This is a genomic window from Elioraea sp., assembly GCF_051860475.1.
Taxonomy (GTDB): Bacteria; Pseudomonadota; Alphaproteobacteria; order Acetobacterales; family Acetobacteraceae; genus Elioraea.
Genome location: NZ_JBHYDW010000003.1, coordinates 57536 through 70574 on the forward strand (window position 1 = coordinate 57536; position 13039 = coordinate 70574).

The 13039-nt window shown below is 69.9% G+C and carries 15 protein-coding genes; 13 read left to right on the forward strand and 2 right to left on the reverse strand.

Annotated features, from left to right (window positions below; translation table 11 throughout):
• Positions 1 to 288 precede the first annotated feature (288 nt).
• The 5 genes from ACTIFU_RS01200 to ACTIFU_RS01220 all read left to right on the forward strand — a co-directional run bounded on the left by ACTIFU_RS01200 (position 289) and on the right by ACTIFU_RS01220 (position 4536).
• On the forward strand, positions 289 to 1086 hold the full coding sequence (locus ACTIFU_RS01200; RefSeq protein ID WP_439576448.1) for an ABC transporter permease: 798 nt from the start codon (positions 289 to 291) through the stop codon (positions 1084 to 1086).
• Positions 1087 to 1138: 52 nt separating this feature from the next.
• The gene (locus ACTIFU_RS01205) at positions 1139 to 1825 is read left to right on the forward strand and encodes a lipid-binding SYLF domain-containing protein (protein ID WP_439576449.1); all 687 of its coding nucleotides are present in this window, start codon (positions 1139 to 1141) and stop codon (positions 1823 to 1825) included.
• A gap of 43 nt (positions 1826 to 1868) precedes the next feature.
• Positions 1869 to 2369, forward strand: coding sequence for a YcgN family cysteine cluster protein (locus ACTIFU_RS01210; protein WP_439576450.1), 501 nt, complete (start codon positions 1869 to 1871; stop codon positions 2367 to 2369).
• A complete protein-coding gene (locus ACTIFU_RS01215; RefSeq protein ID WP_439576451.1) occupies positions 2366 to 3304 on the forward strand; it encodes a dihydrodipicolinate synthase family protein in 939 nt (312 codons plus the stop codon). The genes ACTIFU_RS01210 and ACTIFU_RS01215 overlap by 4 nt, the downstream gene beginning before the upstream one ends.
• 260 nt (positions 3305 to 3564) lie before the next feature.
• Complete coding sequence (locus tag ACTIFU_RS01220) at positions 3565 to 4536, forward strand: Bug family tripartite tricarboxylate transporter substrate binding protein (protein WP_439576452.1); 972 nt, start codon at positions 3565 to 3567, stop codon at positions 4534 to 4536.
• Positions 4537 to 4634: 98 nt separating this feature from the next.
• Here ACTIFU_RS01220 and ACTIFU_RS01225 read toward each other — a convergent pair whose 3' ends face one another.
• The gene (locus ACTIFU_RS01225; RefSeq protein ID WP_439576453.1) at positions 4635 to 4970 is read right to left on the reverse strand and encodes a DMT family transporter; all 336 of its coding nucleotides are present in this window, start codon (positions 4968 to 4970) and stop codon (positions 4635 to 4637) included.
• A 193-nt stretch (positions 4971 to 5163) separates the two neighbouring features.
• Between ACTIFU_RS01225 and ACTIFU_RS01230 the strand changes: the two genes are divergently transcribed.
• From ACTIFU_RS01230 to phnE (ACTIFU_RS01265), 8 genes are all read left to right on the forward strand, one after another.
• Positions 5164 to 5919 (forward strand): metal ABC transporter ATP-binding protein, encoded by a 756-nt coding sequence (locus tag ACTIFU_RS01230; RefSeq protein ID WP_439576454.1) that lies wholly within the window; start codon positions 5164 to 5166, stop codon positions 5917 to 5919.
• Between the two features lie 5 nt (positions 5920 to 5924).
• A complete protein-coding gene (locus tag ACTIFU_RS01235) occupies positions 5925 to 6782 on the forward strand; it encodes a metal ABC transporter permease (RefSeq protein ID WP_439576455.1) in 858 nt (285 codons plus the stop codon).
• A gap of 14 nt (positions 6783 to 6796) precedes the next feature.
• Entirely contained in the window at positions 6797 to 7732 is a 936-nt protein-coding gene (locus ACTIFU_RS01240) for a metal ABC transporter solute-binding protein, Zn/Mn family (RefSeq protein WP_439576456.1), read from the forward strand.
• 92 nt (positions 7733 to 7824) lie between these two features.
• Positions 7825 to 8811 carry a phosphate/phosphite/phosphonate ABC transporter substrate-binding protein gene (gene phnD, locus ACTIFU_RS01245; protein WP_439576457.1) on the forward strand — a complete coding sequence of 329 codons (987 nt, stop codon included), beginning with the start codon at positions 7825 to 7827 and terminating at the stop codon, positions 8809 to 8811.
• A 126-nt stretch (positions 8812 to 8937) separates the two neighbouring features.
• Positions 8938 to 9930: a phosphate/phosphite/phosphonate ABC transporter substrate-binding protein gene (gene phnD / locus ACTIFU_RS01250; protein WP_439576458.1), complete on the forward strand. Its 993-nt coding sequence runs from the start codon at positions 8938 to 8940 to the stop codon at positions 9928 to 9930.
• Between the two features lie 66 nt (positions 9931 to 9996).
• Positions 9997 to 10821 carry a phosphonate ABC transporter ATP-binding protein gene (phnC, locus tag ACTIFU_RS01255; protein WP_439576459.1) on the forward strand — a complete coding sequence of 275 codons (825 nt, stop codon included), beginning with the start codon at positions 9997 to 9999 and terminating at the stop codon, positions 10819 to 10821.
• A 118-nt stretch (positions 10822 to 10939) separates the two neighbouring features.
• Positions 10940 to 11746, forward strand: a complete 807-nt coding sequence (gene phnE, locus ACTIFU_RS01260; protein ID WP_439576460.1) for a phosphonate ABC transporter, permease protein PhnE — start codon at positions 10940 to 10942, stop codon at positions 11744 to 11746.
• Positions 11746 to 12564, forward strand: coding sequence for a phosphonate ABC transporter, permease protein PhnE (gene phnE, locus ACTIFU_RS01265; protein ID WP_439576461.1), 819 nt, complete (start codon positions 11746 to 11748; stop codon positions 12562 to 12564). The genes phnE (ACTIFU_RS01260) and phnE (ACTIFU_RS01265) overlap by 1 nt, the downstream gene beginning before the upstream one ends.
• 27 nt (positions 12565 to 12591) lie before the next feature.
• Here the strand turns inward: phnE (ACTIFU_RS01265) and ACTIFU_RS01270 are convergent, their stop codons facing one another.
• Complete coding sequence (locus tag ACTIFU_RS01270) at positions 12592 to 13020, reverse strand: OsmC family protein (protein ID WP_439576462.1); 429 nt, start codon at positions 13018 to 13020, stop codon at positions 12592 to 12594.
• Positions 13021 to 13039 lie beyond the last annotated feature (19 nt).

Sequence of the window (13039 nt, forward strand, 5' to 3'; positions counted from 1 at the left end):
GAGAAGGTCAGGATGAGGGGGCGGTTGGCGCGGGCCGCGGCGCCCTCGCCCCGACCCGGGTCCGGCGCGGGAGAGGGAACCCGGCGGCAAGGTCGCGGCCTGACAGTTCGGTGAGCGGGGCGGGCCGCGTCCGGTTCTGGCGCAGGCGTGCGCTAGGCTGCGCGCCGTCCCGCCGCCGCCCCGCTTCGCCCGGCCCCGCGCGGGGCGGATAAAGCGATAAAGTCGTAAAGTGATAAAGTGACGCGCCGCTGGCGCGCCGCTCCATCCCCGGGTCCTCGTGAGGGTGCAATGACCGGCTCGCTCCGCCGCATCTGGGGGCTGATCTACCGCCACCTCGCGCTCTACCGCCGCTCGTGGCCGCGGCTGGTGGAGCTCGCCTACTGGCCGGTCTTGCAGATGTGCATCTGGGGCTTCGTCACCGAGTTCATGGTGCGCCAGTCCGGCTGGGCGGCCGCCGCCTCGGGCGTGCTGATCGGCGCGGTGCTGCTGTGGGAGGTGTGCCTGCGCAGCCAGATGGGCTTCGCGATCTCGTTCCTCGAGGAGGTGTGGTCGCGCAACCTGGGCAACCTGTTCGTCTCGCCGATCCGGCCCTGGGAGCTGATCGGCGGGCTGATCGCAATGAGCGTGCTGCGCATGCTCGCCGGGATCGTGCCGGCGATCGTGCTCGCGTTCGTGCTCTACGCCTTCGACCTCCTGGCGATCGGCCCGGCGCTGCCGCTGTTCTTCGCCAACCTGATGGCGATGGGCTGGGCGGTGGCGCTGGCGGTGACGGCCATGATCCTGCGCTACGGCGCCGGCGCCGAGGCGCTCGCCTGGTCGGTGCTGTTCGGGCTCGCGCCCCTCTCGGCGGTGTTCTACCCGGTCGGCGTGCTGCCGCCCTGGCTCCAGCCCGTGGCCCTGGCGATTCCCGCGACCCACGTGTTCGAGGGCATGCGCGCGGCCCTGCTGGAGGGGCGGTTCGCCGGCGGAAACCTCGCCGCGGCGACGGCGTTGAACCTGGTGTGGCTCGGCGCCGCGGCGGGCCTGTTCACGGCCGTGTTCCGCACCGCGCGACGCAAGGGGCTGCTGCTGAACGTCGGCGAGTGAGGGCGTGCTAGGCTTGCCGCCGATTCGCGCCACCCGGCAGAAGGAGGTTGGCATGACGTGGTCTCTCACCCGGCGCGGGCTGGCGGTCGCCGCCGCGGCGCTGATGCTGCCCGCAGCCGCGGCCGCGCAGGCGGACCAGCAGGCGCTGGTCGATCGCGCGACCCTGACGGTGAACGAACTCATGGGCGGCGAGCATGGCGTGGATGCGCGCACGGTGCTGCGTCGCGCGCGCGCGGTGATGGTGTTCCCGCGGGTGTTCCGCGGCGGCTTCATCCTCGGCGGCGAGGGTGGCTCGGGCGTGCTGGTCGCGCGCGACGGCGCCGGCAACTGGTCGAGCCCCGCGTTCTACGGCATGGGCGGGGGCAGCCTCGGGCTTCAGATCGGCGTGCAGGACAGCCAAGTGATGCTGTTCGTGATGAACGACCGCGCGCTGAACGCGATCCTGCAGAGCCAGTTCAAGTTCGGCGCCGACGCGTCGGTCGCGGTCGCGCATCTCGGCGCCGGGATCGCTGGCGGCACCACGGCCGCACTGCGGGCCGACGTCGTGTCGGTCGCGAAGTCTCGCGGGCTCTATGCCGGGGTGTCGCTGGAGGGCTCGATCCTGGCGCGGCGCAACGAGGAGAACGCCGCCTATTACGGCCGGCAGGTCAGCGCCGAGCAGATCGTGCTGACCATGGAGGTGCACAATCCGGGCTCGGACAACCTGCGCGCCGCGCTGATCCGCTGGAGCCAGGAGTAGCCTGGCTTCCCTCACCGTCCAGCGCGGCGTAGCGTCCTACGCCATGCCGGACGCGCCCCCGTTCTGGGACACCAAGACGCTGGAGCAGCTCTCCCCGGCCGAGTGGGAGGCGCTGTGCGACGGCTGCGGCCGCTGCTGCCTGCACAAGCTGCGCGACCCGGATGACAGCGCACTCGCCTACACCGCGGTCGCCTGCCGGCTGCTCGATCTCGACCTCTGCCGCTGTACCGACTACCCCCGCCGCCATGCCCGCGTGCCGGACTGCGTGCGCCTGACGCCCGAGGAGGTACACCAGGCCGACTGGCTGCCGCCCACCTGCGCCTATCGCCTGCGCGCCGAGGGCAAGACGCTCGCATGGTGGCATCCGCTGGTATCGGGCGATCCGGAGACCGTCCACCAGGCCGGGATTTCAGTGCGCGGGCGCGCCGTGTCCGAGCGGGTGGCAGGCGCGCTCGAGGATCATGTCGCGTCGTGGCCGCGGCGCTGGCCAAAGGGGGCGAAGGGCGCTAAGCCGCCGGCAAGCGAAGGGAGAACCCGCCCATGACCATGCTCGACGAGGCGATCTATGGCGGCGTGAACGCCGCGGTGCTGACGCCGATGAAGGCCGATCTCTCGCCCGATGTCGCACTCATGGCGGAGCACTGCCGCTGGCTGCTCGCCAATGGCTGCGACGGGCTCGGCGTGCTCGGCACCACCGGCGAGGCGAACAGCTTCTCGGCCGCCGAGCGGATCGCGGTGATGGAGGGGCTGGTCCAGGCCGGCATCCCGGCGGCGAAGATGATGCCCGGGACGGGTTGCGCGTCCTTCACCGACAGCGTCGAACTGACCAGGAAGGCCAAGGCGCTGGGCTGCCCGGGCGTCCTGATGCTGCCGCCTTTCTACTACAAAAACCCGAGCGATGACGGGCTGTTCGCCTATTTCTCGGAGGTGATCCAGCGTGTCGGCGGCGGGATCAAGGTGTATCTCTACCACTTCCCCCAACAGTCGGCGGTGCCGTTCTCGCTCGACCTGATCGGCCGGCTGATCAAGGCCTTCCCGGGCACGATCAAGGGCGTGAAGGACAGCTCGGGCGACTACGCGAACATGAAGGCGATGATCGACGCCTTCGCGAAGGATGGGTTCGAGGTCTACTCCGGCTCCGACGAGTTCCTGCTGCGGATTCTGCGCGAGGGCGGCGCCGGCTGCATCACCGCGGCCTCGAACGTGAACTGCTCGGCCGGCGGCCGCGTGGTCGCGGCCTTCCGCAAGGGCGACGCCGCCGCGGCCGAGGCCGCACAGACGGTGCTCACGGCCACGCGCCGGGTCTGCACCACCGTGCCGCTGATCGGGGGCCTGCGCGAGATCGTCGCCCGTGCGACCGGCAACGCGGCGTGGCGCACGATCCGACCGCCCAATGTGGCGCTGAAGGCCGAGCAGGTGGGTCCGTTCCTCGCCGCCTTCGACGCCACGGGGATCGGTGGGCTGAAACTCGCGGCCTGACACGCTTGGGTGGCGCCCGCCACCCGCTTCCTCCACTGCCATGATCGCTCCGTGGCCCGGCCTGACGGGTCCGGCCGCAGACTTTTTCTGTTGACCATCGCAACGGTGTTTGTTTACATTTCATAAAAGTTTTGATACTGAAGGCGCGTCGGCTCTCGGGCGCGCCACGGTTTCTTCTGCCCAATTGGGGAGAAGAAACCGTGGCTGTGCGTCCGCGTTTCGGTCTCCAAATCATAATGAAGAAACGGAGGAACACGCCCATGTCCAGGCACCCATTCCGCGTCGCCGTCGTCATCGGGCTATTCGCCGGCATCGCCGGCGCGGAGTCGGCCTCGGCGCAAGGGATGTCCACGGGACCAACCAGGTTGGTCCTCGGTTTCCCCGCCGGCAGCAACACCGACCTGCTCGGCCGCGTGCTGGCCGAAGCATTGCGCGAGCGCCTCGGCAGCACTGTCGAGGTCGAAAACCGGCCCGGCGCGGCTGGCGTCACCGCCCTCGAAGCGGTCGCGCGTGCATCGCCCGACGGCGGCACCATCGGCTTCGCGGCACCGACCCTCGTGACGCTCCGGCATGTGGTGAAGGACCTGACATTCGATCCACGCACCGACCTCACGCCGATCAGCGTCTTTGCCGCAACGCCCGTTGTACTGACGTCCGCACCCGGCTTCCCGCCGCGCGATCTGGCGGCACTCCGCGAGAGCTTGAGGGCGGCGCCCGGCACGCGCTGCGGCACACCCGGCAAGGGCAGCTTCCTGCACCTTGCGACGGTGCTGCTGACGAACGCGATGGGTGTGGCATGCGAAGCGGTCCACTACGCGAACCTCACGCAGGCCTTCACCGATCTCCAGATGGGCACGATCCAGCTCTACATGAACCTGTTGCCGGCAGCTCTGCCGATGCTGCGCGACGGTCGCGCCCGCGGACTTGCCCTCGCCTCGTCCAGCCGGCACCCACTGGTGCCCGATGTGCCGGTCGCCGCTGAGACCATCCCGGGCTTCGAGTTGGTCGGCTGGTTCACGCTGACCGCGCCGCGCGGGCTGCCGGAGGCCGTCGTCAGGCGGCTCGAAGGGGCCGCGGTTGCCGCTGCGCGCGACCCGACGGTGGTTGCGAAGCTGAATGCGCTCGGCGCGGAAGCGGTCGGCCTGAACGCCGTCGAGTCCGCGGCGAAGCTGAAGGCAGAGGACGAGCGCTGGGGTCAGGTCGCACAGGGCCTCGGCCTCGCCGCGAACTGACATCGGCGTCGACCGACCAGCGCGGCCGGCCGCAGCCCGCGCAGGCCGGTGGCACGCCCGGCGCAGCACCTCAGGCCCGCAGTCGGCGGCCGAGCAGCTCACGCCCCGCCCTTTACGCCCGCCGAGAACAGATTCAGCACCAGCACGCCGGCGAGGATCAGCCCGATCCCGATCAGCGCCGGCGCGTCGAGCGCCTGGCGGAACACCAGCCAGCCGATCAACGCGATGCCGACGATCCCGACTCCCGACCAGATCGCGTAGGCCACACCCACCGGGATCGTGCGCAGAGCAAGCGAGAGTGCGTAGAACGCGAGCGCATAGCCCGCGATCACCAGCAGGCTCGGCCAGAGCCGGGTGAAGCCGTCGGAGGACTTCAACGCTGCGGTGGCAATCACCTCGCAGACGATCGCGACGGCAAGGGCGAGCTGGGGCATGGCGCATCCGGATGGTCGGGGAGCGCCAGCATCGCACGGCGCCGCCGAGTCCCGGGTTGGCGGCGCCGAATTTGTCATGTTATACAGTAACTATGTTTGGCCCCTTCTCGCTTGCCGATGGCGCCGGCCGTCGCCTTGCGCTGGTCGCGCCGTTGCTTGTCGCGCTCTGGGCGCTAGTGCTGTGGGCGATGCTGTGACCGCGTCGATCCGCCTCGCCGACGTCACCGTCGCGTTTCGGCGGCATCCGGCGGTGCACCACGTCTCAGGCACCTTCGCACCCGGCAGCATGACCGCGATCGTCGGCCCGAACGGTGCGGGCAAGACCACACTCCTGCGCGCGCTGATGGGCGAACTGCCGATCGACCAGGGCCGGATCGACCGGGGCGGGATCGATCCGCGCGACATTGCCTATCTGCCGCAGCAGGCCGCGCTCGACCGCAGCTTCCCGCTCGCCTGCGCCGAGGTCGTGGCGATGGGGCACTGGGGCCGGGTGGGCCCGTTCCGCCGCATGAACGGCGAGGCCGCCACGCGCACGGCGGAGGCCCTCGGCGCCGTCGGGCTCGACGGCTTCGCCCGCCGCCCGATCGCCACGCTCTCGGCCGGGCAGTTCCAGCGCGTGCTGTTCGCGCGCATGCTGCTCCAGGACGCGCCGGTGATGCTGCTCGACGAGCCGTTCACCGCGATCGATGCGCGCACCACCGCCGACCTGATGCGCGTGGTGACGCGCTGGCACGGCAAGGGCCGCACCGTGATCGCCGTGCTGCACGACCTGGAGATGGTTCGCGCGCAGTTCCCCGACGCGCTCCTGCTCGCGCGCGAGGCGATCGCCTGGGGGCCGACGCAGACGGCGCTGTCGGCTGCCAATCTGTTCCGCGCGCGCATGATGGCCGAGGCCTGGGGCGAGGACGCGGGGGTCTGCGCGCACAACGAGACCCGCCGCGCGGCCTGACCGCCATGCTGCTCGATCCGTTCCTCGAATTTGCGTTCATGCGCCGAGCACTCGTGGGATGCCTTGCGCTCTCGCTTTCCGCCCCGCCGCTCGGCGTGTTCCTGGTGCTGCGGCGGCTCTCGCTGATCGGGGATGCGCTCGGCCATGCGATCCTGCCGGGGGTCGCGCTGGGCGTTGCCGTGTTCGGCCTCTCGCTCGTGGCGATGAGCGCGGGCGGCGTGCTTGCCGGGCTCGCTGTCGTGCTCGGCGCTGGGCTCGCCGCGCGCGGCACGGCGCTGCGCGAGGACGCCTCCCTCGCGGGGTTCTATCTCGTCGCTCTCGCGCTTGGCGTGGCGATCGTCTCGGCGGGCGGCGGCCAGGTCGATCTGCTCGCGCTGCTGTTCGGCGCCGTCCTGGCGGTGGACGATCCGGCGCTGCTGTTCATGGCCGGCACTGCGTCCGTCACGCTCGTGGCACTCGCGGTGATGTGGCGGCCGCTGGTGATCGAGACCTTCGATCCGGGCTTCCTGCGCGTTGCGCGCGGGCGGGGCGCGGTGTGGCATCTCGGCTTCCTGGCGCTCGTGGTGCTGAACCTGGTCGCGGCGTTCCAAGCGCTCGGCACGCTGATGGCGGTCGGGCTGATGATGCTGCCCGCCACCGCCGCTCGGTTCTGGTCAGGCTCGCTCGGCGGCCAGGTGGTCGCGGCCGCGGTGCTGGCGATGCTCGCCTCGGCGATCGGGCTCACGCTGTCCTTTCACGCCGACATCCCGACCGGACCGGCGATCGTGCTGACCGCCGGGGCGTTCTGGCTTCTCTCGCTTGCGGCGGGACCCGAGGGCTCGCTGCTCGCGCGCGTCCTGCGCCGGCCGCACTACGCCGGCTGAAGAAGGAGGATCCGATGCTGACTCGTCGCCATGCCCTGCTGGGCACCGCCACGCTGAGCCTCGCCGCAACCGGCGCGCGTGCCGCCGAACCGATCCCCGTGGTTGTCTCGTTCTCGATTCTCGCTGATTTCGTGCGCGAGGTGGGCGGCGAACGCGTGCGGATCGACACGCTGGTCGGCCCCGACCAGGACGCGCACGCGCTCCAGCCAGCGCCGGGCGATGCCCGGCGTATCGCCACCGCGCGCGTGGTGGTGCTGAACGGGCTCGGCTTCGAAGGCTGGATGACGCGGCTGATCCGCGCGGCCGACTTCAAGGGCACGCAAGTGCTCGCAAGCCAGGGCATCCGCACGCTGCGGGCGCAGCACGGACACTCGCACGGGCACTCGCACGGGCATTCCCACGGACACGGCCACGGACACGGGCAGACCGATCCGCATATCTGGCAGGACCCCAAGCGCGCGCAGGTGATGGTGCGCCGCATCGCCGCCGGGCTCGCCGCCGCCGACCCCGCCGGCAAGGCGAGCTACGACGCCAACGCCGCGCGCTACAACGAGCGGCTCGAGGCGTTGCACGCCCAGGTGGAGGCGCAGTACGCCGACATTCCGCGCGCCCGACGCCGTGTCGTCACCAGCCACGACGCCTTCGCCTACTACGGCGAGCGCTACGGGATCGACTTCCTCGCCGCCCAGGGCGTGACCACGCGCGGCGAGCCCTCGGCGCAGCACATCTCCCGGCTGGTGCAGCAGATCCGGCGCGAGCGCATCACCGCGATCTTCGTCGAGGGCATGGCGAATCCGCGCATCCTCGAACAGGTCGCCGCCGAGTCGGGTGCGCGCGTCGGCGGCACGCTCTACTCCGATGCGCTCTCCGGCCCGGACGGCCCGGCGCCGACCTACGAGGCGATGATCCGCCACAACACGAGCAGGATCGCCGAGGCGCTGGCCGGCTGACACGCGGTCGGCCGTTGTCATAAATCTGTCATATGTCATTCTTCCCGTAGCCTCTGCCGGGACGCACCCGGGGGGCCACGGGAGGAACGACCATGACCGAGACGACGCGCCGCTGGGCACTCGCCGGGTTGCTGCTGGGCGGGTTCGCTCTGACACCCTTGGGCGCGTCCGCGCAGGACTGCCCGCGCGGTACGCTCGACGCCCGGTTCTGCGACCGCGACGGCGACCTGATCGCCGATGTGCCGACGGACGCGCGCCAGCTCACCGATCCACGCACCCTGGTGTTCGCCTACACGCCGGTCGAGGACCCTGCGGTCTATCGCCGGGTCTGGGCCGAGTTCATCGACCATCTCGCCAAGGCCACGGGGCGGCAGGTGCAGTTCTTCCCGGTGCAGTCGAATGCCGCGCAGATCGAGGCGATGCGCGCCGGGCGCCTGCACGTGGCCGGGTTCAACACCGGCGCGGTTCCGTTGGCGGTCAACTGCGCCGGGTTTGCGCCCTTCGCCATGATGGCCTCGAAGGACGACGCATTCGGCTACCACATGCAGATCATCGTGCACCGCGACAGCCCGATCCAGACGGTCGCGGACCTGCGCGGACGGAACATCGCCTTCACCTCGCCGACCTCGAACTCAGGCTACAAGTATCCGTCCTGGCTGCTCCGCGAGCAGTTCGGCCTGCGGGAAGGCACCGACTACCGCACCGCCTTCTCCGGCCGGCACGACAACTCCATCACCGGGGTCGCGAACAAGGACTACGACGCCGCGCCAATCGCCGATTCCGTGATGTTCCGCATGTTCGAGCGCAACGTGGTGCCGCGCGACGCGCTGCGGTCGATCTACAAGTCCGACCCCTTCCCCACCACGGCCTATGGCCTGGTGCACAATCTCCACCCTGACCTCCAGGCAAAGATCAGAGAGGCATTCTTCAACTTCGCCTGGGAGGGCACGGCGCTCTACGCCGAGTTCCAGAAGAGCCAGCCGCCGGTCTCGAAGTTCATGCCGATCACCTACCAGGAGTACTGGAAGGTGATCCGCGACGTCGATACGGCGTCGGGTGTGTCATACACCTGCCGGTGACCAGGTTACGCCTGCACAACGTCATCGTTCGGTCATTTGCCCTGTCCGGCGCGCGTCCGTATTTCGGCCGCGGCATGGATGAAGCCTCGGGCTCATCCGTGAGTCGCCGGACAGGGAGAGATCGGCATGATGGAGACGACGCGCCGCGCGGCGCTGTTCGCCGCGTTGACGGCTGGTGTGGCCTTCGCGCCCGATGTGGCCGCCCAGGCGGCCCAGGACTGCCCGCGGGGGGCACTCGACGTGCGGTTCTGCGACCGCGACGGAGACCTGGTCGCGGATACCCCGACCGACCCGAGCCAGTGGGTGAACCCGCAGACCCTCGTCTTTGCCTACACCCCGGTCGAGGATCCCGCAGTGTATCGCCGCGTCTGGGCCGAGTTCACGGACCACCTGGCGAAGGTGACGGGGCGGCGCGTGCAGTTCTTCCCGGTGCAGTCGAACGCGGCGCAGATCGAGGCGATGCGCGCCGGGCGCCTGCATGTTGCCGGGTTCAACACCGGCTCGAACCCGCTCGCGGTGAACTGTGCCGGCTTCGTGCCCTTCACCATGATGGCCTCGAAGGACAACAGATTCGGCTACGAAATGGAATTCATCGTCCACCGCGACAGCCCGATCCAGCGGATGGAGGACCTGCGCGGCCGCACGGTGGCGTTCACGGCGCAGACCTCGAACTCCGGCTTCAAGGCGCCGTCTGCGCTGCTCGAGAAGAACTACGGCCTGGTGGCCGAGCGCGACTTCAAGCCCGCCTTCTCGGGCCGGCACGACAACTCCATCGTCGGCGTCGCCAACCGCGACTACGAGGCGGCCGCGATCGCCAACAGCGTGATGTACCGGATGTTCGAGCGCGGCGTCGTCGACCGCACCGCGATCCGCACGATCTACAGGAGCCAGTCCTTCCCGACGACCGGCTACGGCTATGTCTACAACCTGCACCCGGAGCTCCAGGCGAAGGTGCGCGAGGCCTTCGCCAGCTTCCAGTGGGACGGCACCGCCTTGCTCGCGGAGTTCGGCAAGGCCAATCCGCCGCAGGAGGCGTTCATGCCGATCACCTACAAGGAGCACTGGGCGGTCATCCGCGAGATCGACGCGGCGATGAACGTGTCCTACGCCTGCCGCTGATCCGGAGTAACCTTGGGGGCGGCCGGGGGCGATCCCGGCCGCCCCGTGCCTGTCCGGAGTGACCCGATGCTGGTGATCGAGGGGCTGACCAAGCGCTACCCGACGGGTGACCTCGCCCTCGACGACGTTTCGCTGACCGTTCCCAAGGGCCAGGTGATGGCATTGATCGGCCCCTCGGGTGCCGGCAAGTCCACGCTGATCCGCTGCGTCAACCGGCTCGTCGAGCCGACCGCGGGCACGATCCGGCTCGGCGAGACCGTGCTGACCGCGCTCGGCGATCGCGCGCTCCGGCGCGCGCGGCGCCGGATGGGGATGATCTTCCAGGAATACGCGCTGGTGGAGCGGCTGACCGTGATGGAGAACGTGCTCTCCGGCCGGCTCGGCTATGTCGGATTCTGGCGCTCCTGGCTCCGCCGCTTCCCCCTCGCCGACATCGAGGAGGCGTTCAGGCTGCTCGCGCGCGTCGGGCTCGACGAGATGGTGGACAAGCGGGCCGATGCGCTCTCGGGCGGGCAGCGCCAGCGCGTGGGCATCGTGCGCGCGCTGATGCAGGACCCCGAACTGCTCTTGGTCGACGAGCCGACCGCGAGCCTCGACCCGAAGACCAGCCGGCAGATCATGCGGCTGATCATCGAGCTCGCGCGCGAGCGCGGGCTCGCCGCGATCATCAACATCCACGACGTGGCGCTCGCCCAGCAGTTCGCCGAGCGGATCGTCGGGCTGCATGCGGGGCGGATCGTGTTCGACGGCCCGGCCTTGGACCTCACCCCCGAGGTGCTGACGACGATCTATGGCGAGGAGGACTGGTCGGCGACGATCCGCACGGCGGAGGACGACGACGAGGACGAGCCGCCCGCGGTCGAGGCGGCCCGGATCGCTGCGGCGGAATGATGCGCAAGCGTGCCCTCCCCCTGACCCTCTCCCGCGCGGGAGAGGGGAGCCGCGCTGCGACCGGGTGCCCTCTCCACCGGAACGGGGGAGATAGTCAGTGTGAGGGGGCACGCCAGTGATGGACGCGGCCGCCGTCGCCGCGCGCGCCTGGCGCCCACCGCCGCTGATCGAGGCGGCATGGCTTCGCTGGGCGGTCTATGGCGGCGCGCTCGTCTACGCCGTGCTCGCAATCGCCACGCTGGAGGTGAACTGGGTGCGTGCGGCCGAGGGAGTCGAGCGCGGCGCGCGCTTCCTCGGCGCATTCTTCCCGCCTGACTTCGTCACCCACTGGCTCGAGATCGAGGAGGGACTGCTCGAGAGCCTCACCATGACGGTCACCTCGACCGCGTTCGGGGTGATCCTGTCGGTGCCGGTGGCGCTCGGCGCGTCCCGCAATCTCGCGCCCATGCCGATCTACCTGTTCTGCCGTGGGTTCATCGCGCTGAGCCGCACCTTCCAGGAGATCATCATCGCCATCCTGTTCGTGGCGATGTTCGGCTTCGGTCCGCTCGCCGGGATGCTGACGCTGACGTTCTCGACGATCGGCTTCATGGGCAAGTTGCTGGCCGAGGACATCGAGGACATCGAGAAGTCCCAGGCCGAGGCGGTGCGGGCGACCGGGGCCTCGTGGTTCCAGCTGCTCGCCTGGGGCATCCAGCCGCAGGTGCTGCCCCGCTTCATCGGCCTCTCGGCCTACCGCTTCGACATCAATTTCCGCGAGAGCGCGGTGCTGGGACTCGTCGGCGCCGGCGGGATCGGCGACACGCTGAACTCCTCGCTCGACCGCTACGAGTTCGGCACCTCGGCGGCGATTCTGCTGATCATCATCACCATCGTGATGGTCTGCGAGTACACGAGCGGGTTCATCCGCCGGGCGGTGCAGTGATGCCGGTGATCGCAAACGGCGACGGCGCGAAGCTGTGGATGCGGCGCACCACCGCGGCCGACATGGCGTCGTGGTTCGGCTGGCTCGGCGGCGTTGCGCTGACGGTGCTGTGCTTCCAGTTCATCAGCGACCAGACGATCTGGGCGTTCGTCTGGGATGCGCCGACCCAGGCGGCGGACCTGCTGGATCGCGCGTTTCCGCCGCGCTGGGCCTATGCGAACCAGCTCTGGCGGGCGATGTGGGACACGATCAACATCGCCACGCTGGGGACGGTGCTGGCGCTCGCGATCGGCGTGCCGGTGGCGTTCCTGGCCGCGCACAACACCACGCCCTCGGTCGTGCTGGCGCGCCCGGTGGCGCTGTTCATCGTCGTCTCGTCGCGGTCGGTCAACAGCCTGATCTGGGCGTTGATCCTGGTGATCATCTTCGGCCCCGGCATGTTCGCGGGCATCCTGGCGATCGGGCTGCGTTCGATCGGCTTCATCGGCAAGCTGCTCTACGAGGCGATCGAGGAGATCGACGAGAGCCAGGTCGAGGCGGTGAAGGCGACCGGCGCAGGCCGCGCGCAGGTCTTGGCCTGGGGCATTGTACCGCAGGTGATGCCGGCCTTCGCCGGGATCAGCGTGTTCCGCTGGGACATCAACATCCGCGAGGCGACGGTGCTTGGCCTGGTCGGCGCGGGCGGCATAGGGATGCAGCTTCAGGCGAGCATCAACACGCTCGCCTGGCCGCAGGTAACGATGATCCTGCTGCTCATCCTCGGCACGGTCGTGGTCAGCGAGTGGCTCTCGGCGCGGGTGCGCCACGCGATCATCTGACCGGGGGGCGGGGGCGGCGCCCCTGCGTCACGCTTCGACGTTGCCGGCGCCGGCAGTTTCTGTCCGCCGCATCAGCCCCGCGATCGGCACGGTACGGCGGAGCGTCGCGCAGACCGCCCCATGGTGCTGGACCTCGTGATGCAGCGCCTCCACCGAACCTGCGGGCGCGTCGGTCTGCAGCACGATGTGGTAGCCGACACGTTGAAGCCCTTCCGTCTCGTCCCAGTCTCCCGACACGGACATCGCCACGCCGTCGATCCGCACGTCATGCCGCGGCGCAAGCGTCTCGATCGTGTGCATGAGGCACGCGGCGACCGCGGAGAGCTGCAAGCCGATGGGGCCGAGCGCGTCCGTCCGCGCCTCGCCTCCCGTGTCGGCCTCGATCTCCGCCTCGCCGGCGGTAAGGAGGGCGCCGTATCGGCCCAGGCGGACCGCCTCGATCGTCTCGGTGTGCATTGCCGTTCCTCCGCACTCC